This window comes from Marinomonas sp., from assembly GCF_965225885.1.
Taxonomy (GTDB): domain Bacteria; phylum Pseudomonadota; class Gammaproteobacteria; order Pseudomonadales; family Marinomonadaceae; genus Marinomonas.
This window is the reverse complement of sequence record NZ_OZ245329.1, coordinates 3,915,113-3,936,778: the sequence shown is the minus strand read 5'-3', so window position 1 is coordinate 3,936,778 and position 21,666 is coordinate 3,915,113. Positions and strand designations below refer to the sequence as shown.

Genomic DNA, 21,666 nt, shown 5'->3' with positions numbered 1-21,666 from the left:
AACGACATGAATCACCTGACTGAACAACTAAAAATGCTGCGATTGAGCCATGCCGTCACCGCGTTAGAGCAACAACGAGAACAATTAACTACCTATGGAGAACTGGACTTTGAGCCACGTCTCACATTGCTCCTTGACAGTGAGCTGCTAGGCAGAAATCAAGGCAAAATCGAACGGCTCAAGCGACAAGCAAAACTGCGCGTAGAAGCCAGCGCCAGCCAGCTACTCTACAAAGAAGGGCGTGGACTGAAACGCCTCCAATTAGGAGAACTGCTGACAGGCGGTTATCTGCAAAAGCATCAAAACATCCTTATCACAGGCCCAACGGGCGCGGGAAAAACTTATGTTGCCTGCGCTCTTGCCTCACAGGCGTGCGAGCAACTTTATAGCGTTCGTTATCTGCGTCTGAGTCGACTGCTGGACGACCTCAGCCTTGGCCGCTTAGACGGCACCTATCAAAAACAACTCGCCGCCCTCGCCAAAAAGCAGCTGCTGATACTCGATGACTGGGGAATGGAAAAACTCAGTGCGGATCATGCAGGCCATTTATTAGAGCTTTTAGAAGATCGTTACCAAACAAGCAGCACGATCATGATCAGTCAACTGCCGGTGAAAGAGTGGTACAACATGATAGGCAATGCCACGGTAGCGGATGCTTTATTAGACCGTTTAATCCACAACAGTCACCGCATCGAACTAGGAGGAGAATCGATGAGAAAACTGGCGCAATCCGGACACATGGAGTAAAACTAGAAACTGAGAAAATGAAGGGAAAAAGGTGTCCGGATTAAAACGGTACCAGTGTCCGGAATCAGCGGAATATGCACATGATGAAGCGCCAGCTGATTTTTCGTTTGAATATGTATTGAATGCAGATTCTCTTCGTAATACGGATCCCTTACCTTATGTTTTGCAAATTTTAACGACTGTACCTGGCTTAAGTAGCTTCTCTAGTCAGATATTTATGATTCTTTCTGAGTTGTATTCAAATGCGCTTGAACATGGAGTATTGAACCTCAGTTCCGACAAAAAAAGCTCAAATGATGGTTTCTCTCTTTACTACGAAGAGCGTGAAAAGAGACTCGCTAATTTACAGCATGGTTATGTGAAAATCTCTGTAAAAGTAACATCTGATGATGGTAATCGGACGCTTGTCTTATATGTGGAAGACAGTGGATCAGGGTTTGATTTTCAGAACATTAATTATGATATGTCCAATACAGAGTTGCTTTATAATCGAGGTTTAGCCTTGTTGGATCAACTTTGTTCAAAGTTGGAGTTCTCCAAGGGGGGGAGTGCTGTGGCAGCACATTATCATTGGCAAGTCGGTCTAGATAGCTAGCTTGAGTAGTGTTGGCCTTTCTATTGCATAGTCCTTTCTATCGTTGGAGGAAATTATGCGCACAGATTCAAATACAATATTGTCTTTACCTTCAGGTGTTCCACCTAGAAAGCCTACTTTTGCTAAGGCTGCTCCGAGTCATGGTAGCGCCTTTGCGGATGATTTTAGGAAAGCAAAGGAAGTAAGCCGTCCCTCAAAAAGGCCTGAGGCTGATACGTCATCAGCATCGACCTCGTCTGCGAAAGACTCGGCGAAGGCTGCGGAAAACACACCTTCTTCAACAAAAGCAGCTGATAAAAAAGTTGCTTCAGTAAATAATAACGAAACAGTTAAAGATAAAAGTGGTTCGGCGACGACTGAGTCCTCTCCTGTTGCTTCTGATGATAATACGTCGACGCAAAAAACGACTGAGCAAAGCGGCAAAGGTTTGCAGCAAGAAGGCGAAGCGTTACCTGCTGAAGAGTCGTCGGTGGTTGCTTTGAATAAAGGTGAAGCATTGCCTGCTGAAGAGTCGTCTGTGACTGCTTTGAATGAAGGTGAAGCGTTACCTGTAGAAGAACCGTCAATAGTCGGTTTGGGTGAAGGTAATGCTCTGGTGATGGAAGAGACTTCAGCAATATCCCAGAATAAAGCCATTAACTCCAGCTCTTTGGAAATTGATGGTGTTTCATCGAAAAATGCAGAGCTTTCTCCTACATCAAAAGAATTAGTAGGTGACGGTAAAATTGCTACCGAACTGTCAGATAATAAAACAGATTCTAAGGTCGCTGGTGTTTCGGTTCTAGCGGGGTTGGATGCGTTTAAGCGTGGTGCTTCCAGTGAGGCTGGCAAGGTGAGTGAGTCTTCTAAATTAACGGCTCTTTCTGGCGATCATTTATCCAACGAAGAAAAAGAATTGTCTTCTGAAGAGGGGGATCTTGAGGGCGATGGTGACAATGAGTTGTCTTGGGTGTTATCTCAGATGGGAGCGGCAGGTGTTAAATCTGCAACAGCAAACCCTAGCGGCGATGCTGTTCTTGATACGACAAAGGCGGCAGTCGCAACGGCTGGAGTTATCGCTGGGGCCTCCGATAAGCAATCTCGTCAAGACACCGTGCCTTCTTCTCTTTTGGATGGGACTTCATCGTCAGAGGATTTAGGTTCAGATTCTGCGGACTCTCTTTTAGGTGAAGATGGCATTTTTATTGATGAGCCAATTGAGCTTCGGAAAAAAGAGCATGAAGCAATGTTAGGGCGAATGTCTGCGCAAGCTGATGGGCACATTGGTGCGGATAATTCACCAGGTGGTTTGAATAGTTCATTGCATAATAATGTGAATCGAGCTGCAGCATTGAGCGCAACGGCTATTGCTAGTAATGCTGTGCCGAATTCAACAGCAAATTTAGCGATGACATTACCGCCAGGACATCCGGGCTGGGCTGGAGAGATGAGTCAGAAGGTTGCTTGGATTGCTCGTGATGGTGGGCATACGGCGCATATTCGCTTAGATCCACCAGAATTGGGTAGTTTGACAGTGAAAGTATCCGTCGATAGTGACTCTAACACTCAAATCAGTTTTGTTGCTGCGACACCTCAGGCGCGAGACTTACTGGAAGGGCAAATGGGACGGTTGAGAGAAATGTTGGCTCAGCAAGGAATGGACTTAAGTCGAGCAGATGTTGATGTCTCGCAACAGGACACTTCTGGCGCGCAAGATCGAGCCAACAATCGTAATAATGGTGTACCTCAAGGTGCTGTTGTCGATAGTGATGATGTTGAAGATGATTTGATTTCGAGTAACTTATCGTATGTTTCTGCATCTGGTGTTGATTACTATGCTTAAACTTACGAGAAATTGATGGTGCTATGTTTGATTCTTTGTAGAATAGGGGACTGTTTGTACATAAGAGTGTGATAATCGCTCTATATAAAGAATTTGATATACCTAAGGTTTGTGAATATGGCTGAAGAAGACGGTTTGGATATCGGTGCAGAAGAGGGAAAGTCTGGTGGTAAGAAAAAGCTTATTATCATTGTTCTTCTTGTTTTGGTTTTAGTCGGGGGTGGTGCTGCGGCTTATTTTCTTTTTTTTAGCGGCTCTAGTGGAGATTCAGCGGATTCGACTGAAGCGGCACTTGAGCCGTCTGTTTATCTTGCACTAGATCCAGCTTTTACCGTGGATTTTATGGTTGATGGTAGGCAGCGTTATGTGCAGCTTAATATGACTGTTATGTCTAAGAATGCCACTCAGATTGATGCGGTTACCACTCATATGCCTTTAATTCGTAATAGCCTTGTTTTGCTTTTTTCTAGTCAGTCATTTGCAGATTTGCAGACAGCTGATGGGAAGGTTGCATTAAAAAAAGCTTCCCTTGATGCAATTAATGGCATTCTTGAGCAGGAAACTGGTCAAGGAGGTATTGATGCTGTGTTATTTACTAACTTTGTGATGCAATAAATTATGTCAGCTCAAGATCTGTTATCGCAGGACGAAATCGATGCGCTTTTACATGGTGCAGATGAAAAGCCGGCGGAAGAGGATAATCGAGATGCTAATGGTGTGGCGTCTTATGACATCACTAGCCAAGAGCGTATTGTGCGTGGGCGTATGCCCACGCTGGAAATGATAAACGAACGTTTTGCTCGTTATACGCGTATTAGTTTATTCAACATGCTTCGCCGTAGCGCAGATGTTTCATCTGGTGGCCTTCAGGTTATGAAGTTTGGTGAGTATGTTCACACTCTTTATGTTCCAACCAGTTTAAATTTGGTTAAATTTCGACCTCTGCGAAGTACCGCTCTTTTTATACTAGATGCGAAACTGGTATTTAAATTGGTGGATAACTTTTTCGGTGGTGATGGTCGTCATGCCAAGATTGAGGGGCGAGAGTTTACGCCGACTGAAATTCGAATTGTGCAATTGATGCTTGAGCAAGTTTTTAAAGACTTAACGGAAGCTTGGGCTCCAGTACTAAAATTAGAGTTAGAGTATATTAGTTCAGAAGTAAACCCTGCGATGGCGAATATTGTTAGTCCGAGTGAGGTTGTTGTTGTTTCTACTTTCCATATTGAATTGGACGGTGGTGGTGGCGAACTACATATTACTTTACCTTACTCTATGATTGAGCCAGTGCGTGAGCTGCTTGACGCGGGTGTTCAGAGTGATGTTGATGAAAAGGATGATCGTTGGGGTAAGTCTCTTGAGCAGGATGTCAAAGATATTAGTGTTAATTTATCTGTTAATATAGCAAATCGAAAAATCTCTCTGGGTGAGGTATTAAAATTTAAAGCAGGTGATATCATCCCAGTAGAAATGCCGGAATTTGTCACAGTTAGAGCGAATGGGGTGCCAACGTTTAAAGGTAAGTTAGGCGTCAGCAATGAGCGCTATTCGGTGCAAATGGAAGAAAGTTTTAAAACGAAGGTAGCGAGATAACATGGCAGAAGAACAAAATCCAGATGCAGCAGGTATGGATGAAGATTTAGCCGATGAATGGGCGGCAGCAATGTCTGAAGCCGGTGAAACGGATGATGAAGAGGTTGAAGATGAATGGGCTGCAGCTATGTCTGAGCAAAAGGTTGAGCCTATTAAGCTAGAAACTCTTTCTAATCCTTCTGTGCCTGCTGGTGGGGTTGGTTCTGATCTTGATTTGATTATGGATATTCCGGTTGTTCTTTCTATGGAATTGGGCAATACGGAAATAGCAATCCGAAACTTAATGCAGCTGACGCAAGGGTCTGTTGTTGAGCTTGATCGTTTTGCTGGTGAGCCGCTGGATGTACTTGTAAATGGTACATTGATCGCTCATGGTGAAGTGGTTGTGGTTAATGATAAGTACGGTATCCGTTTAACGGATGTTGTAAGTCCTAGTGAGCGTATTAGACGACTGAAGTAGCGCCAATTGATTTTTTCTTTTCTTAATCGTTATGTCTTCACGGCCATGCTTTGCATGGCCGTTCCCTATTTGCATGCTGCTGGTATGCAAGATATTTCTGTTACCTCTTCTATCTGGAAAGTGGTTATATCTTTAGTTTTTGTCATTGCTTTTATACCTGCCTGTCTTTGGTTAATGAAACGCTTTCAATTTGCTCAAATGAAGTTAGGTCAGTCTGATATTAAGATTGTTAATGTTCAATCTTTGGGGGCAAAAGAGAAATTAATGCTTGTTGAGGTGGAAGGGGAGCGTTTACTGATTGGTGTGACGGCTCATTCTATTAATCACCTACGGAGCTTTCCGTCAAAGACGGCGTCGTTTGCCTCTATGATGGAGGAGGTTGATAGGGAAAACTCTACCGATAATAAGAATAATGGGGATGCCCCGTGATTCGTTTTGTTTTACTTTTATTGTTAGTGTTTCCCGCTTTTTCATGGGCTGAAGTGGGTTTGCCTGCGTTAAAAGTGGTGACAAACGCTGACGGTAGCCAAGATTACTCTGTTTCTCTACAAATTCTTTTTATCATGACGGCGCTGACCTTATTGCCGGCGGCTCTGATGATGATGACAGCGTTTACTCGAATTATTGTGGTGTTGGCTATTTTGCGTCAAGCAATTGGTTTGCAGCAAACACCTTCTAACCAAATTATGATTGGTATGGCGCTATTTTTAACTTTATTTATCATGACACCAACGCTAGATAAGGTGAATGAGGTGGCTCTTCAGCCATACTTAAAAGAAGAAATGACATCAATTCAAGCTGTTGAGGCTGCGTCTGTTCCTGTACGAGATTTTATGCTGGCTCAAACAAGAGAGGATGATATCGCTCTTTTTGTTAAGTTAGCCGGTAAGGAAGGTACTATTCAGTCAATGGATACACTTCCGTTTACCATCTTAATGCCAGCGTTTGTGACAAGTGAACTGAAAACAGCTTTTCAAATTGGCTTTATGATTTTTATTCCATTTTTAATTGTCGATATGGTGGTGGCCAGTGTTTTGATGGCAATGGGGATGATGATGTTGTCCCCTGTTATTATTTCGCTGCCTTTTAAAATAATGCTTTTTGTCATGGTCGATGGTTGGTCTATGATTATGGGTACCTTGGCAGCGAGTTTTGGGATTTAACTATGAATCCTCAAGTGGTGTTAGATTTGTATGGGCAAGGCTTTTATTTAATTGTTTTGATCGTTGGGGTTGTGATGGTGCCCAGTTTGATCGTTGGCCTGATTGTGAGTGTGTTTCAGGCGGCGACGCAGATTAACGAGCAAACATTGTCTTTTTTGCCTAGGTTAATTGTGACTATTTTGGTCATTATGCAATTGGGGCCGTGGATATTGATGAAGTTAATGGATTTCACGACCAATTTGTTCATGAATATTCCTATGATAATAGGCTGATGTTAGAGCTTCATCCTGATCAGTTACTAAATTTGACGATCAGTTTTCTTTTGCCTTTTTTTCGCATTGGGGCTTTTTTTATGGCACTGCCTTTGTTTGGTAGTCGTCTAGTCAGCCCACGAGTGCGTATTGCGTTTTCCTTTCTTGTTGCCATTATTGTTACTCCTGTTATTGATGTCCCTAACTACGATCCTATTTCTCCTGCCTATATTGTGCTGATTGCTGAGCAATTGGTGATTGGTTTTGTGCTGGGCTTTGTTGTCACTATCTTGTTTCAGTTGTTTTCGCTTGCAGGTCAGTTGGCTGCGATGAAGGCTGGCTTGGGTTTTGCTATGTCTAATGACCCTGCAAATGGTATTTCTGTTGCAACACTTGGTCAGTATTATTTATCGATGGTGGCGTTGGCTTTTCTGGGAACTAATGGTCATTTGGTGATGATTGAGTATTTGGCCGAGAGTTTTAATTATTGGCCGATTGGCAGTGGATTTGATAGTCAGCGTTATTGGCAGCTAGTCTTGCTCGGTGGGTGGATGTTTGAAAAAGCTTTGCTTATTGTGTTGCCTTTGGCGGTTGCTGTGTTAGTAATTAACTTGTCTTTTGGTGTGGTTGCTAAAGCGTCGCCGCAATTGAACGTTTTTGCACTGGGTTTTCCAATCATAATGTTATTTTCTTTGTTCTTTTTCTGGATTATGTTGGATGATTTTTTAAATATCTACTTGTTGTTTTTCGGAGAAATTATTGACTGGATGAAAGATACGTGGGGGATTCGTTTAAATGGCTGAGAATGAAGACGGTAGCGAAAAGACGGAGAATGCCAGTAGTAAGAAACTTCAGGATGCTCGAAATAAAGGTAATCTTCCGCGCTCTAAAGATCTAAGTTCTGCACTTTTATTAATTGTCGCGGCGGCGACAATCTATGGAACTGGGACTTTGTTGGTGCGTGATCTGGCTGTGTTGTTTGATTTTAACTTTGTGATTGAGCGTGCGGACTTGTTTGATTTAAGCCGTATGGTTTTCCATCTTTATGAATCTGTTGTGGCTATGATGGATTCAATGGTTTTGCTGATGTCGGTTTTGGCGGTGGCTGGTATTGTTGGGAGTATTGCTCTAGGTGGCTTGAATTTTTCTTGGGAGCCGTTAACGCCAAAGCTCAGTAAGATGAACCCAATATCGGGGTTGAAACGAATGTTTTCGGTGCAATCCTTAGTGGAGCTTTTGAAATCTATTGCCAAGGTGACATTGGTTGGTTTTGTTGCTGTGGTGGTGCTGAATTATTTTTTACCTGAAACGCTTGGACTAACCTTTCAGTCGATACAGCTAGCGATTGCTCATGGTATCGATATTGTTATTTGGTCTTTTGTCTTTGTTACGCTTGCTTTGGCGCTGATCGCTGCCATTGATGTGCCTTTTCAAGTTTGGTCTCATAAAGAAAAATTAAAAATGACTAAGCAGGAAGTTAAAGACGAATACAAACAGCAGGAAGGTGATCCTTTGGTGCGAGGGCGAATCCGTCAGATGCAACGTCAAGCGGCGATGAATCGTATGATGTCTGATGTACCAAGTGCCGACGTTATTATTACTAACCCTACGCATTTCTCGGTGGCACTGAAATATGACCAAGCGGGCGGCGCTGCACCGGTGCTTCTTGCTAAAGGTGGTGATTTTATCGCACTGAAAATTCGTGAAGTCGGCAATCACTACGATATCCCTGTGATACAATCGCCTGCATTAGCGAGGGCGATATATCATCATACTGAGATTGGTGATGAGATACCTCAAGGTTTGTTTAAAGTGGTTGCTCAGTTGTTGGCTTATGTATACCAGTTGCGTAATGCTCGTATGGGGGCGCCACAACCAGAGGCAATGCCAAATTTAGATGTGCCTGATGAGTTTCAGTGGGACGGTAGTTGATCATGTTTATAGTTTTTTTTCCAAGAAGGATGTCGTGTGAATTTTGACCGCGGTCGAATTGCTGGACAGGTTCAGAATATTTTTAGTGGGAATCTAGGTATTCCTATTTTGTTGTTGTCGCTTTTGGCAATGATGATTTTACCCATCCCTGCTTTTTTATTAGATGTTCTTTTTACCTTTAATATTGCCTTAGCTATTGTGGTGTTATTGGTTGCTATTTACTCCATGCGACCTTTAGATTTTGCTGTGTTTCCTACGGTTTTGCTGGTTTCAACTTTAATGCGGTTGGCGCTAAATGTAGCTTCGACTCGTGTGGTTTTGTTGAAGGGGCATGAAGGTGGTGATGCAGCGGGTAAGGTGATTCAGGCCTTTGGTGAAGTGGTTATTGGCGGTAACTACGTTGTTGGTTTTGTTGTCTTTGCTATCTTGATGATAATCAACTTTGCTGTAGTGACAAAAGGTGCTGGTCGTATCTCCGAAGTTAGTGCGCGCTTTACCTTGGATGCTATGCCGGGTAAGCAAATGGCCATTGATGCAGATCTGAATGCTGGCATGATAGATGCGGATCAGGCTAAGCAACGTCGTGTTGAAATTGCTTCCGAAGCTGAATTTTATGGTTCTATGGATGGAGCCTCTAAATTCGTAAAAGGGGATGCTGTTGCTGGTCTGCTTATTCTTGGTATTAACATTATTGGCGGCTTGGCTATTGGTATGGCGCAGCATGGTCTCTCTTTTACAGAGGCTATTGAGCGTTATTCGTTATTGACGATTGGTGATGGGTTGGTTGCTCAACTACCATCTCTGATGTTATCAACCGCCGCCGCAATCATGGTGACTCGTGTTAACGAAACTGGCGATATGGGGTCCCAAATTGTTCGTCAGATGTTTAGCTCATCAAAGGCTTTGTATGTCGCCGCAGGTGTGATGACGATTATGGGGATCGTTCCAGGTATGCCGCACTTTTCTTTTCTATCGCTGGCGGCTTGTTTGGGCGGTCTTGCTTATTTTCTTGAATATAGTAAAAAGAAAAAGGTCAAACAGGGACCGAAGACGACAGGTAAGGCATCATCTGATAATCCTGCTCCTGCAGAGGTGAAAGATCTTAGTTGGGACGACGTTGCCCCTGTTGATATGCTCGGACTGGAGGTCGGCTACCGTTTGATACCACTGGTAGATAAAACCCAAGGTGGGGAGTTGTTAGCGCGAATAAAAGGGGTACGTCGAAAGTTGTCGCAGGATCTAGGGTTTTTAGTGCCTAGTGTACATATTCGAGATAATTTGGATTTAATGCCAAATGCTTATCGAGTGACTCTTATGGGGGTGAGTTTGGCAGAAGCCGAAGTTCATCCTGATAAAGGTTTGGCGATTGATCCTGGGCAAGTGTTTGGCACCATTGATGGTATTGCTGGTAAAGACCCATCGTTTGGTTTGGATGCTGTATGGATTGATCCTAAAAAAAGGGATCAGGCGCAAACTTATGGTTATACTGTTGTTGATGTTAGTACTGTGGTCGCGACTCATATTAATCAAATTATGCATAAGCATGCCTATGAATTGATTGGTCATGATGAAGTTCAGCAGCTATTGAGTCTATTGAAGCAATATAATCCTAAGTTGGCAGAGGAATTGGTTCCAAATACGGTGCCGTTAAGTGTTCTTCTTAAAGTGTTACAGAATTTGTTGATTGAAGGCGTACCTTTAAGGGATATGCGAACAATTGCAGAGTCTATTATGGGAGTGCAGCCTAAAACTCAAGATCCTATGATTTTGACTGCGGCAGTTCGAACGTCTTTGTCACGTTTGATTATTCAAACATTGGCGGACGGTGTTGAAGAAATTCCTGTATTAACTCTAGAGCCTCAGTTAGAAAAAATGCTGATGCAAACGGTTCAGCAAAGTCAGCAGTCTGGTATTAAAAATGAAGAAGCGCTGATTTTAGAACCGCAAATGGCGGAGCAATTGCAGACTTCGTTACGCCAATCTGCAGAGCAACAAGAGGCGATGGGGAATACGCCGATCTTAATTGTGTCTGCTCCTATACGTCCTATGTTGGCGCGTTTTATGCGTTATGGTATGGTGAATATGTCAGTGCTTTCATATCAAGAAGTGCCAGATCATAAACGTATTACTGTTGTGGGTGTTATTGGTCAATAAAATCTACCTATTAACATGGTAGATTGTGTCTATATTTATTGTGATCTTTCGGGTAAGCTATGGATTTGTAAGAAAAATAAACTAGAAGGATTAAGTTATTCATGCAAATTAGGCGGTTTCGAGCACCTGACATGCGACAAGCGATACGGAAGGTTCGTGATGCCGTAGGCCCTGATGCGGTCATTTTGTCAAATCAGCGTCTGCCTACTGGTGAAATAGAGATTGTTGCCGCTCTAGATTATGATGGATCTTTGCCTTCTAGTATGACTTCAAAGCGTCCCTCCTCGTCTCGTTCAGAATCATATGCAGATCCAAGTGCGGATTATTTAGAACGTATAGAAAGAGCGAAACAGCAGACTCCTCCGCAAAATACTTCACAATCTAATTTAGAGAAACGTCCAACCACACAGTTTGAAATGCCTCCTTTGTCAAATGACAAAGAGGACCCGGCTGTTGAAGAAGCTTTGTCCATTCGCAATAGCGAAAGTGCTAAACAGTTGCGAGATATGGAACTTGAGCTGAAAAATGTACGAGCTATGCTCGAGCAGCGTCAGCAAAATGACAGTCGAGACGTTAAAGAAAGTGTTGTTGAGGTGCGTGCCCGTGATAAGTTAAAAGGCTTGGGGTTGTCAGATTTTGTTGTATCTAGACTTATTGATGATATTGATTTAAAAGGTCGAGAAGACGACTGGAATCGCTTACTTGCGCATTTGGCTGATTATATTCCTGTTCGCTCAAGTTCTTCAGAGCTTAAAGGATGTATCGCATTTATGGGGCCTACCGGTGTTGGGAAGACGACCACTATCGGTAAAATCGCGGCTCAGCATGTTTTAAAGCATGGTTCTGATGGTGTGGTATTAATCACAACAGATACTTATCGTATAGCGGCTCATGAACAGCTAAGAACTTTTGGTAGAATTCTAAATGTTCCTGTTGAAGTAGTTAATGAATACTCAGATTTAAATGAAGTTTTAGCGAAATATTCGCATTATTCTTTAGTGCTTGTTGATACTGCTGGTATGAATCCAAGAGATTCAAATCTTGAACGACAGCTTTTAATGATGAAGCGCGCACGAGCGAGCCTAAAGAAATTGTTGGTTTTACCTTGCACAAGTCAACGACAGGTATTAAAAACCGTTGTCGATGTTTATTCTCAAGTTCAATTAGATGGTTGTGTTTTAAGTAAACTTGATGAATCTGCTTCACTTGGTGAAGCTATTAGTGTAGTTATTGAAGAAGGCTTACCTGTTGTATATATAGCAGATGGTCAAAGAATTCCAGATGATATTGAGCCAGCTCGGGCGCATAATTTGATTAGTAGGGCTGTATATACTGCAGAACATTATAGTCAACTTTATGGGTCACTAAAGTATGGTAGTTAGTAAAATTTTGTTATTACTGAAAGCGTTGCGCCAAACTATGTAGTACAGTTAGTTAGCGCAACTAACTTAAATGGTAAAGGTTGCTTAGACTATTTTATGCAGACCAAAAACGGATATAACACATACTCTAAAAAAGCGACGCTTTCGATTGATGCGATTGTTGAGCAATATGGGTATTTAGTAAAAAAAATTGCTTATCATCTATTGGCGCGTTTACCTGATAGTGTAGATGTGGATGACTTGATTCAAGCAGGCGTGATGGGATTGATTGAGGCGTATAAACGTTTTGAGTCTACCAAAGGTGCCAGTTTCGAAACTTATGCAGGTATCCGTATTCGCGGTTCTATTATGGATGAGGTGCGCAAAACGGATTGGGCTCCTCGGTCAGTCAGGCGTAATGGTAGAGCGGTTGCTAATGCAATTAAAGAACTAGAAGCGACATTAGGTCGAGTAGTGTCTGATATGGAAGTGGCAGCTCATATGAATATAAGCATGGATGAATATCATGAAATGATTCACTCATCTATGTCTACTCAGTTGTTTAGCTACGAAGAAATGCTAGATTCTGATGCAAATAATTTAGACAGTATTGAGTCGGAAGTAGAAAATGCTCCTTATTCATTAGTAGAAGAAGGTGGTTTTCAAAATCAATTGGCAAAAGAAATTGATAATCTACCTGAAAGAGAAAAGTTAGTTTTGTCTCTTTATTATAATGAAGAACTCAACTTGAAAGAAATTGGTGCTGTTTTAGGTGTCAGTGAATCAAGAGTTAGTCAGATTCATAGCCAAGCGGCTATGAGGTTACGAGCTCGGTTAAGTGATTGGCGAGATTAATTATGAGTTGTGGAATATTACCTTTAGGGTGTGGAGGTTGCATTGGATAAAAACATGAAGATCCTAATTGTTGATGATTTCTCGACAATGAGACGAATCATTAAAAACTTACTACGGGATTTAGGATTTACCAATACAGTTGAAGCGGATGATGGAATGACGGCATTACCGATTCTTCAGGCAGGGACAATAGATTTTCTTGTGACAGACTGGAATATGCCTGGTATGACAGGAATTGAGCTTCTTCGTGCAGTTCGTGCTGACGATAAACTTAAAAGCATTCCTGTATTGATGGTAACCGCTGAGGCAAAGCGTGATCAGATTATTGCGGCTGCCCAAGCAGGTGTAAATGGCTATGTTGTTAAGCCTTTCACAGCAGTGGCTCTCAAAGAAAAAATTGAGAAAATATTCGAACGCATAGACGCTGCTAAATAGGGGCTTTTAATGTCAAAGAAACTTGGATCTGGCTTGGGGGACTTTGAAACCCTAGTAAAGGATGGCGCTGTAGAGCTTTTGAACCACATTGAAGTTGGTGATTTCATTGGGGCAGTAAAAATAATACAGGAGCTTAGTGAAGCCCGACATAATAGCTTTTATAAAGAAGTTGGTAATCTCACGAGAAGTCTCCATGACGCAATTCGTGACTTTCAAGTTGATTCACTTGACTTGGTGGCTGATGGAAATAGCGATGCGTTGGGTAACACAAAGATAACAGATGCCTCTGATCGATTGACTTATGTTATTGAATTAACTAATTCAGCAGCTAACAAAATCATGGATATGGTGGATGGTAGTGTGCCTGTTGCTAGTGAATTACAAAGTCAGGCAAGAGATCTGAGAAAAGACTGGAGTCGCTTAATTCAGAGAGACTTAACGCCTCAAGAGTTTCGAGACTTGTATAAGCGTATCGATGTTTTCTTAGCTTACGCTGATGACAGCGCTACAACCTTGCATTCAAACCTCAACACAATTCTCCTAGAGCAAGGATATCAAGACCTAACAGGTCAAGTGATCGCTAGAGTGAATGATTTAATTCGAGATGTAGAAGAAAAACTTGTGCATCTCGTTGCTGTTGCTGGACGCGTTGATAGTATCTCGGGGATTGAACACCAAGAGAAAGAGTCTGAACACGATGACACTCGTGGTCATGGCCCAGCTATTAATAAACAAAACAACCCTGAAGTACTGAGTAGTCAAGACGAAGTAGACGACTTGCTATCAAGTCTTGGTTTCTAGAAGGAGCTGAGGATGAGTTTCGAGGTCGATGAAGAGATTTTACAAGATTTTTTGGTAGAAGCTGGTGAAATCCTAGAGCAGCTTTCCGAACAATTAGTAGATTTAGAGCAAAATCCAGATGATAAGCAGCTGCTTAACGCGATTTTTCGTGGCTTTCATACTGTAAAAGGTGGTGCTGGATTTTTACAATTAAATGCGTTGGTTGGTTGCTGTCATTATGCTGAGAACGTTTTTGATATTTTAAGGAACGGTCAGCGTAAAATAGATTCTGATTTGATGGACATTGTTTTACAGGCGCTTGATGCTGTAAACGAAATGTTCGAGGTTGTTCGTGCTGGTGGTGAGCCAGAGCCTGCCTCTCCAGAACTGATTGCCGCGCTTGCTGTGTATGCAAAGCCGCCGACTGCAGAAGAGCTTGCTGGTGCTGAAGATGAGAATTTAGATGAAGTTGAAGACCTTGCTGAAGAGCAAGATGGTACTGATGTTGAAGAAACTGAAGAAGCCGTTTCTGTAGCAGATGAATCTGTCGATATTTCTGATGATGAGTTCGAATCTTTATTGGATGCTCTGGGAGATACCTCATCTGATAGTAACGCTGAGAAAAGTAGTACAGCCGCACCGAGAACTGATGATGAAATAACAGAAGATGAGTTTGACGCATTGTTGAATCAACTTCACGGTAGCGGTGCCCCTGGAATTAATGATGATCCAGTGGATGGCGCTAACTCAAGCGATGTTCCTTCTGATGAAATTACAGAAGATGAATTTGAAGAGCTACTTGACAAGCTTCATGGTGAAACTCCAGCTTCAAGCAAGAAAGAAGATAAACCTAAAGCGGATGCCAATAAGGCTACGCCTAGCGTTGGTGCAGAATCAGATTTAATTACTGAAGATGAGTTTGAATCTCTTTTAGATAGCTTACAGGCTAAAGGCGGCCCAGATAAGTCGGAAGCTCCTGCAGCTAAGTCTGAACCTAAAGCTGCGCCAGCTAAGCCAAAAGCAACGCCCAAACCAACTCCAAAGCCTACACCGAAAGCGCCAGAACCTGAAGCGAATGTGAAAGAGAAAGCAGGTAATACTCCTGTTACTCAAGAAGCAACGGTTCGAGTAGATACAAAACGCTTGGATGACATAATGAATATGGTCGGTGAGCTTGTATTAGTTCGAAACCGTCTTGTTCGATTAGGTCTTCAAAGTAATGATGAGTCTATGGGTAAGGCTGTTTCAAATTTGGATGTGGTTACTGGCGATTTACAAAATGCAGTAATGAAAACCCGAATGCAGCCAATCAAAAAAGTATTCGGTAAGTTTCCTCGGGTGGTTCGAGATTTGGCTCGAAACTTGAAGAAAGAAGTCAATTTAGAGTTGCGTGGTGAAGAGACCGACTTGGATAAAAACCTAGTTGAAGCTCTTGCCGATCCACTTGTCCACTTGGTGAGAAACTCAGTGGATCACGGTGTTGAAGCGCCTGATGTTCGTGAGGCAAAGGGTAAGCCAAGAGTTGGTCATGTTGTTCTTTCTGCTGAACAAGAGGGCGATCATATACTGCTATCCATCGATGACGATGGTGCTGGTATGGATCCTGACGTGTTACGCAAAAAAGCGGTTGAAAAAGGCTTAATGGACAATGATGCTGCAGAGCGATTGTCAGATGAAGAAGCTTTCAATTTGATTTTTGCGCCAGGTTTCTCAACTAAAGTTGAAATTACTGATGTGTCTGGTCGTGGCGTGGGAATGGACGTTGTTAAAACGAAAATTTCGCAATTAAATGGTACGTTGCAGATTAAGTCCGTACTTGGGCAGGGGTCTCGGTTTATTATTAAGGTGCCATTAACGCTCGCGATTATGCCAACCTTAATGGTGGCTTTATCAGATCAGGCATTTGCTTTCCCTTTAGTGAGTGTTAATGAGATTTTTCATCTTAATTTGAAAAAAACTAACGTGGTTGATGGGCAACAAGTTGTTGTTATTAGAGGTAAAACTTTACCAATATTCCATCTGAAAAGTTGGCTGATTAAAGGTAATAATCGAGATAACTTACCGACTGAGGCTCATGTTGTTGTTGTTCAAGTTGGTATGAGTGAAGTTGGTTTTGTGGTTGATCAATTAGTTGGTCAGGAAGAAGTGGTTATAAAACCATTAGGGAAAATGTTGCAAGGTACCGCCGGTATGGCAGGTGCGACAATTACTGGTGATGGTCGTATTGCATTGATTCTGGATGTTCCTAGTATGCTTAAGTGTTACGCGTCTAGGTAATATATTTTTCATTTAGGGGATGTGATATGCCTGTTAAGGTGCTGGTTGTTGATGATTCAGGTTTATTTCGACGCCGTTTAGTCGAAATATTTGAAGCTGATCCTAGACTAACTGTTGTTGGTACTGCAAATAACGGAAGGGAGGCAATAGATAAGGTTCAATCCTTATCACCCGATGTCGTTACTATGGATTATGAGATGCCGGTATTAGATGGTATCGCAGCTGTAGTTAACATCATGAAGCTTAAGCCTACACCTGTGCTGATGTTCTCCTCATTAACTCATGAGGGGGCAAAGGTTACTCTAGATGCACTAGAGGCAGGTGCGGTTGACTTCATGCCGAAGAACTTTGAGGATATATCTCGTGATTATGCGGTAGTAAAGCGAGCATTAGTGGATCGCGTATTGGCGGTTGCAAGAACTCGCTTTGCTGGGGATAGAAAGCCCGTTCCTGCTCTTGCACCACGTGAAGCACCTAAACCGATAGTTACCGAGCGCGGTGTTATTATTCCGCGAATGAGAAAGCGGGTTAGCCTTGTTGCTATAGGAACATCCACTGGTGGGCCTATGGCTTTACAGGCGGTATTAAGTAAATTGCCTAAAGATTTTGCTGCTCCTCTAGTGCTGGTTCAGCATATGCCTGCAGCATTTACCGGAGCGTTTGCTGAGCGATTAAATAATATATGTCAGATTACGGTTAAAGAAGCCCAAGATGGTGATCGTTTGCAGGCTGGTGTTGCTTTATTGGCTCCAGGTGGAAAGCAAATGATGATTGATCCTCGGAATGGTTGCTGTGTCCGTATTCTTGATGGTGACGAGCGACTTAATTACAAACCTTCTGTTGACGTTACTTTTGGTTCTGCATCCAAGTGTTATCCAGGCAAGGTGCTGTCTGTTGTTATGACAGGTATGGGAGTTGATGGTCGTGAAGGTGCTCGTATGCTGAAAAGTTCAGGGTCGAGAGTCTGGATTCAAAGTGAAGAGTCTTGTGTAATCTACGGTATGCCAATGGCGGTAGAAAAAGCAAACTTGGCTGATGATATTATTGATTTAGAGCATATTGGTGAGCGTATCGCACGTGAGGTCGGCTAGTGGATTTTGTTACTTTAGCAGGACTTCTAATTGCTTTCAGCTCGGTATTTCTAGCTAACTGGTTAGGAGGAGGAGAGATTATTCTTCTCCTTAATCTTCCCTCTGCTATCATCGTAATTGTTGGTAGTATTGGCGCTACACTTATTCAAAGTAGTATTCAAGAAGCAACTCGGGCTCTTGTTTTAATTAAGTGGAGCCTTTTCCCACCTGTTTATGATTTCAATTCTGCTCGTGCATTAATAAATAATCTTGCCCACAAAGCTAAAAGGCTGTCATTGCTTGCTTTAGAGTCTGACATTGAAACGCTGAGGAATCGTTTTTCAAGTAGAGCCTTGCAAATGGCTATTGATGGCACTGATCCAGACTTATTGGCTGATAGACTTCATGATGACGCTGTTCGTATTTATGACAAACGAATGAAGAGTGTGTCGTTTATTGAGTCTATCGGAGGGTATGCGCCTACTTTAGGTATTATGGGATCTGTGCTTGGGTTAATTCAAGCTATGGCAAATTTAGATAGTCCAGAAGCGTTGGGGCATGGCATTGCTGTTGCTTTTGTTTCTACACTTTATGGGCAAGGCTTTGCAAACTTGGTTATATTTCCTATTACTAAGAAATTAAGCGGTTATGTTGATAAAGAGCTCCTTTATCACCAACTGCTTATTGATGGTATCTGTGGGATTGCTATGGGTAAACATCCGTATAGATTAGAGTTAGAGCTCAATACTTATGAGTGATACTCCGCCTCGAACATCAAAACGTCGTCGAATGATAGCTAAGTCATCGCAGTCGAGTACGCAAGGTCGAGATCGTTGGATACTCTCCTATGCTGATTTCATTACCTTGTTATTTGCTTTTTTTGTCGCGCTTTACTCTATTTCATTAAAAAACTCAGGCGATGAGCAGCGTTTGAAAGAAACATTGCATGGCGTTTTTGATGCTGTGCAAAAGTCAATTAAGCCTATTAATATTGGTGAGCCTATTGTTGGTGAGCCAAAAGACACTGACGTGATTGATGCAAAACCTATTCCCGCAGCAACTCCTACCATCGAGGAAAGCAAGTCTTCTGCTGTTTATTCATTACTAAGTCAAGTCGTCGAAAATCAATTTTCAGGACTGCATGCATCAGGCCAGATATCCGTTACTGAATCGGCAGATTGGGTGAGTTTAGAGCTGAAGTCTGGTTTGTTGTTTGGGCAAGGAGAATATGACCTAACGAATGAAGCCGTTGCCTTGTTGATTTTGGTTGCCAATATACTTAAAGCGCATCCATCAGTAATATTGGTTGAAGGTAATACCGATGATTTGCCTGTTAATTCACGACGTTTGATTTCGAATTGGCATTTATCTAGTCTACGCTCTTCTTCGGTTGTGGATGAATTGGTTTATAGAGGTGTAGACCCAAAAATGATTGCGCCAATCGGTTTTTCTAGTGAACATCCTAAAGTGAGAAATACGAATGACTATGCTCGTCAGCAAAATCGTCGTGTAATCTTACGAATTAGTAAGCGTAAGGCCGATAATCTCTATGATTACTTGTTTCAATAGCGTGTTACTGTATATGATTGCAAGGAATTCGTAAGCAAAATAACAGCATAGGGTATCAGGGGAGTCAGAGTGCACATTTGGGCAGTGGCGAATCAGAAAGGCGGCGTTGGCAAAACGACCACAGTAGTTTCTTTAGCAGGGTTGTTAGCTGATGCTGGTAATCGGGTGTTAATGATTGATCTTGATCCGCATGGCTCATTGACCAGTTACTTTCGCTTTGATCCCGACTCCATAGAAAAGAGTGCTTATAGCCTTTTTCAGGCAACTGGAAAGATTCCAGAAGATTTACCCGCTTCGTTAATATTAGAAACAGGTCATCCTAATTTATCTCTAATGCCTGCGTCTACAGCGTTGGCAACCTTGGAGCGCCATGCTCAAGCACAAGGTGGTATGGGCTTAGTTATTTCTAAAACCCTAGCAATTTTATGGGACGACTACGATTATGTATTAATTGATAGCCCACCTGTACTGGGTGTGTTAATGATTAATGCGTTGGCGGCTTGTCAGCAATTGGTGATACCTGTACAAACTGAGTTTTTAGCGATAAAAGGCTTAGAAAGAATGGTCCGTACATTGACCATGATAAACAGGGCAAGAAAACGTCCTGTCCCATTTTTGATTGTACCAACCCTTTTTGATCGTCGTACTCAGGCATCTAATAAAAGCTTACGCAGTTTAAAAGATACTTATGAGGAGTTGGTGTGGCATTCTGTGATTCCAGTGGACACGAAGTTAAGAGATGCCAGTACAGCGGGTATTGCTCCTTCGGCACTGGATCCAAATGCTCGAGGAATTAAGGCTTACGCAAGTCTGATGGATTCTTTGCTGAACCCAGCGGGATAGTAACAGTATATGAAAGATACAAAGAATAAAGAGCAGGCTTTAATAGGACCTCAATTAGCGGTCCAGCGCTATCTTGATGATTTATTGCAAGAGGCAACATCAGAGCCGCCTGATGAAGAGCTTGTCGAATCAGAGTTAGTGGAATCTGAGCAGGTCGATTCAGAGGCTGGCCTCAGTGAAGAAGAACTCTCGTCTTTAGATGCTTCATTTAAAGATTTTGAAGAGGCAATATCTGCTCAAGTTGATGGCTTGTCATTGGATTCTGAAGAGCACAATATTATTCAGCCAGAGCCAGAGCCAGAGCCAGAGCCAGAGCCAGAGCCAGAGCCAGAGCCAGAGCCAGAGCCAGAGCCAGAGCCAGAGCCAGAGCCAGAGCCAGAGCCAGAGCCAGAGCCAGAGCCAGAGCCAGAGCCAGAGCCAGAGCCAGAGCCAGAGCCAGAGCCAGAGCCAGAGCCAGAGCCAGAGCCAGAGCCAGAGCCAGAGCCAGAGCCAGAGCCAGAGCCAGAGCCAGAGCCAGAGCCAGAGCCAGAGCCAGAGCCAGAGCCAGAGCCAGAGCCAGAGCCAGAGCCAGAGCCAGAGCCAGAGCCAGAGCCAGAGCCAGAGCCAGAGCCAGAGCCAGAGCCAGAGCCAGAGCCAGAGCCAGAGCCAGAGCCAGAGCCAGAGCCAGAGCCAGAGCCAGAGCCAGAGCCAGAGCCAGAGCCAGAGCCAGAGCCAGAGCCAGAGCCAGAGCCCGCTAAGAAAATTTCTAGAACAGACCCTTTGCCATGGGCAACAGGTAGGTTCGAATGTTTACTATTTTATGTTGGTGGCTTGAAGCTTGCGGTGCCTTTAGTTGAATTAGGTGGTATTTATCAGAGTGGAGGGGATAAATTAACCTCTATTTTTGGTCAGCCCGACTGGTTTATGGGGGTTGCTAATGTGGGAGAGTTTAACCTTCGTACTGTTGATACAGCTCGGTGGATAATGCCTAATCATTACGAAGGCGAGATGAAAGAAAATTTTAAGTTTGTAATACAGCTTGATCGCTCAGATTGGGGGGTCGCTTGTGAGCGTGTTGCAGAGGCTATTACCTTAGAACCAACACAAGTAAAGTGGCGCACTGATAGAAGTAAGCGGCCTTGGTTAGCCGGTACGGTAATTGAGCATATGTGTGCCATACTAGATGTACAGGGTTTTATAGAATTGTTAGATGATCCACAAAATGGATTTAAAAGTTCGATCAAATAATGGTTAGAATCATATCGTGATTTTAGGAGAAAAATATGGGTAGTAGCGTCGCGTTGAAAAGTGCAGGTCAATCAGATGATCCAATGTTGCAATGGGTGACATTTCGCTTAGAGAATGAAATCTATGGTGTAAATGTAATGCAGGTAAAAGAAGTTCTACGTTACACTGAAGTAGCATCTGTTCCTGGGGCGCCCAGTTTTGTTCTGGGGATCATACACTTACGTGGTACGGTGGTTACCGTCATTGATACTTGCCAGCGTTTTGGTCTGCCATCAGGTGAAATTACAGACGCTACGCGCATCATGATTCTTGAAGTGGAAGGTCATGTGATTGGTATTCTGGTTGATGCCGTGTCAGAAGTTGTTTATCTTCGTCAGTCTGAGATTGAGCCATCGCCAAGTGTTGGTAATGATGAATCCTCGAAGTTCATTCAAGGTGTTTGTCACAAAAATGATATCCTATTGATTCTTGTGGACCTTGATAAGTTATTATCAGAAGATGAGTGGTCTGAAGTAGGGTCAATATAAGTAAT

23 protein-coding genes are annotated in these 21,666 nt (G+C 42.9%); all 23 read left to right on the top strand.

Annotated features, from left to right (window positions below; translation table 11 throughout):
- Nucleotides 1–6: 6 nt before the first annotated feature.
- The 23 genes from istB (at nucleotide 7) to ACO05V_RS18740 (ending at nucleotide 21,661) form a co-directional block, all read left to right on the top strand.
- Nucleotides 7–747 carry an IS21-like element helper ATPase IstB gene (istB, locus tag ACO05V_RS18850; protein ID WP_421846544.1) on the top strand — a complete coding sequence of 247 codons (741 nt, stop codon included), beginning with the start codon at nucleotides 7–9 and terminating at the stop codon, nucleotides 745–747.
- 31 nt (nucleotides 748–778) lie between these two features.
- Nucleotides 779–1,342: a hypothetical protein gene (locus ACO05V_RS18845; RefSeq protein ID WP_421855228.1), complete on the top strand. Its 564-nt coding sequence runs from the start codon at nucleotides 779–781 to the stop codon at nucleotides 1,340–1,342.
- A 55-nt stretch (nucleotides 1,343–1,397) separates the two neighbouring features.
- A complete protein-coding gene (locus tag ACO05V_RS18840; protein ID WP_421855225.1) occupies nucleotides 1,398–3,164 on the top strand; it encodes a flagellar hook-length control protein FliK in 1,767 nt (588 codons plus the stop codon).
- A gap of 117 nt (nucleotides 3,165–3,281) precedes the next feature.
- A complete protein-coding gene (locus tag ACO05V_RS18835; protein ID WP_421855221.1) occupies nucleotides 3,282–3,779 on the top strand; it encodes a flagellar basal body-associated FliL family protein in 498 nt (165 codons plus the stop codon).
- Nucleotides 3,780–3,782: 3 nt separating this feature from the next.
- Entirely contained in the window at nucleotides 3,783–4,757 is a 975-nt protein-coding gene (gene fliM / locus ACO05V_RS18830; protein ID WP_421855218.1) for a flagellar motor switch protein FliM, read from the top strand.
- 1 nt (nucleotide 4,758) lies between these two features.
- Nucleotides 4,759–5,217 carry a flagellar motor switch protein FliN gene (gene fliN, locus ACO05V_RS18825; protein WP_421855215.1) on the top strand — a complete coding sequence of 153 codons (459 nt, stop codon included), beginning with the start codon at nucleotides 4,759–4,761 and terminating at the stop codon, nucleotides 5,215–5,217.
- Nucleotides 5,218–5,223: 6 nt separating this feature from the next.
- Complete coding sequence (fliO, locus tag ACO05V_RS18820; protein WP_421855212.1) at nucleotides 5,224–5,646, top strand: flagellar biosynthetic protein FliO; 423 nt, start codon at nucleotides 5,224–5,226, stop codon at nucleotides 5,644–5,646.
- The gene (fliP, locus tag ACO05V_RS18815; protein WP_421855209.1) at nucleotides 5,643–6,380 is read left to right on the top strand and encodes a flagellar type III secretion system pore protein FliP; all 738 of its coding nucleotides are present in this window, start codon (nucleotides 5,643–5,645) and stop codon (nucleotides 6,378–6,380) included. Before fliO ends, fliP begins: the two co-directional genes overlap by 4 nt.
- Before the next feature lie 2 nt (nucleotides 6,381–6,382).
- Nucleotides 6,383–6,652 carry a flagellar biosynthesis protein FliQ gene (gene fliQ / locus ACO05V_RS18810; RefSeq protein WP_421855206.1) on the top strand — a complete coding sequence of 90 codons (270 nt, stop codon included), beginning with the start codon at nucleotides 6,383–6,385 and terminating at the stop codon, nucleotides 6,650–6,652.
- Complete coding sequence (gene fliR, locus ACO05V_RS18805; RefSeq protein WP_421855202.1) at nucleotides 6,652–7,434, top strand: flagellar biosynthetic protein FliR; 783 nt, start codon at nucleotides 6,652–6,654, stop codon at nucleotides 7,432–7,434. Before fliQ ends, fliR begins: the two co-directional genes overlap by 1 nt.
- Entirely contained in the window at nucleotides 7,427–8,563 is a 1,137-nt protein-coding gene (gene flhB / locus ACO05V_RS18800; protein ID WP_421855199.1) for a flagellar biosynthesis protein FlhB, read from the top strand. Before fliR ends, flhB begins: the two co-directional genes overlap by 8 nt.
- A gap of 36 nt (nucleotides 8,564–8,599) precedes the next feature.
- Entirely contained in the window at nucleotides 8,600–10,717 is a 2,118-nt protein-coding gene (gene flhA, locus ACO05V_RS18795; protein ID WP_421855196.1) for a flagellar biosynthesis protein FlhA, read from the top strand.
- 101 nt (nucleotides 10,718–10,818) lie between these two features.
- The gene (flhF, locus tag ACO05V_RS18790) at nucleotides 10,819–12,099 is read left to right on the top strand and encodes a flagellar biosynthesis protein FlhF (protein ID WP_421855192.1); all 1,281 of its coding nucleotides are present in this window, start codon (nucleotides 10,819–10,821) and stop codon (nucleotides 12,097–12,099) included.
- Nucleotides 12,100–12,195: 96 nt separating this feature from the next.
- On the top strand, nucleotides 12,196–12,933 hold the full coding sequence (locus ACO05V_RS18785) for an RNA polymerase sigma factor FliA (RefSeq protein WP_421855188.1): 738 nt from the start codon (nucleotides 12,196–12,198) through the stop codon (nucleotides 12,931–12,933).
- A 42-nt stretch (nucleotides 12,934–12,975) separates the two neighbouring features.
- The gene (gene cheY, locus ACO05V_RS18780) at nucleotides 12,976–13,368 is read left to right on the top strand and encodes a chemotaxis response regulator CheY (protein ID WP_421855185.1); all 393 of its coding nucleotides are present in this window, start codon (nucleotides 12,976–12,978) and stop codon (nucleotides 13,366–13,368) included.
- A gap of 9 nt (nucleotides 13,369–13,377) precedes the next feature.
- Nucleotides 13,378–14,169, top strand: coding sequence for a protein phosphatase CheZ (locus ACO05V_RS18775; RefSeq protein WP_421855182.1), 792 nt, complete (start codon nucleotides 13,378–13,380; stop codon nucleotides 14,167–14,169).
- Between the two features lie 12 nt (nucleotides 14,170–14,181).
- Complete coding sequence (locus tag ACO05V_RS18770) at nucleotides 14,182–16,425, top strand: chemotaxis protein CheW (protein WP_421855179.1); 2,244 nt, start codon at nucleotides 14,182–14,184, stop codon at nucleotides 16,423–16,425.
- 26 nt (nucleotides 16,426–16,451) lie between these two features.
- Complete coding sequence (locus ACO05V_RS18765; protein ID WP_421855176.1) at nucleotides 16,452–17,516, top strand: protein-glutamate methylesterase/protein-glutamine glutaminase; 1,065 nt, start codon at nucleotides 16,452–16,454, stop codon at nucleotides 17,514–17,516.
- Nucleotides 17,516–18,253, top strand: a complete 738-nt coding sequence (locus ACO05V_RS18760) for a flagellar motor protein (RefSeq protein WP_421855173.1) — start codon at nucleotides 17,516–17,518, stop codon at nucleotides 18,251–18,253. The genes ACO05V_RS18765 and ACO05V_RS18760 overlap by 1 nt, the downstream gene beginning before the upstream one ends.
- Nucleotides 18,246–19,064, top strand: a complete 819-nt coding sequence (locus tag ACO05V_RS18755; RefSeq protein ID WP_421855170.1) for an OmpA family protein — start codon at nucleotides 18,246–18,248, stop codon at nucleotides 19,062–19,064. Before ACO05V_RS18760 ends, ACO05V_RS18755 begins: the two co-directional genes overlap by 8 nt.
- A gap of 69 nt (nucleotides 19,065–19,133) precedes the next feature.
- A complete protein-coding gene (locus ACO05V_RS18750; protein ID WP_421855167.1) occupies nucleotides 19,134–19,907 on the top strand; it encodes a ParA family protein in 774 nt (257 codons plus the stop codon).
- Between the two features lie 9 nt (nucleotides 19,908–19,916).
- Nucleotides 19,917–21,134, top strand: coding sequence for a chemotaxis protein CheW (locus ACO05V_RS18745; protein WP_421855164.1), 1,218 nt, complete (start codon nucleotides 19,917–19,919; stop codon nucleotides 21,132–21,134).
- Between the two features lie 35 nt (nucleotides 21,135–21,169).
- Nucleotides 21,170–21,661 (top strand): chemotaxis protein CheW, encoded by a 492-nt coding sequence (locus ACO05V_RS18740; RefSeq protein ID WP_421855161.1) that lies wholly within the window; start codon nucleotides 21,170–21,172, stop codon nucleotides 21,659–21,661.
- Nucleotides 21,662–21,666 lie beyond the last annotated feature (5 nt).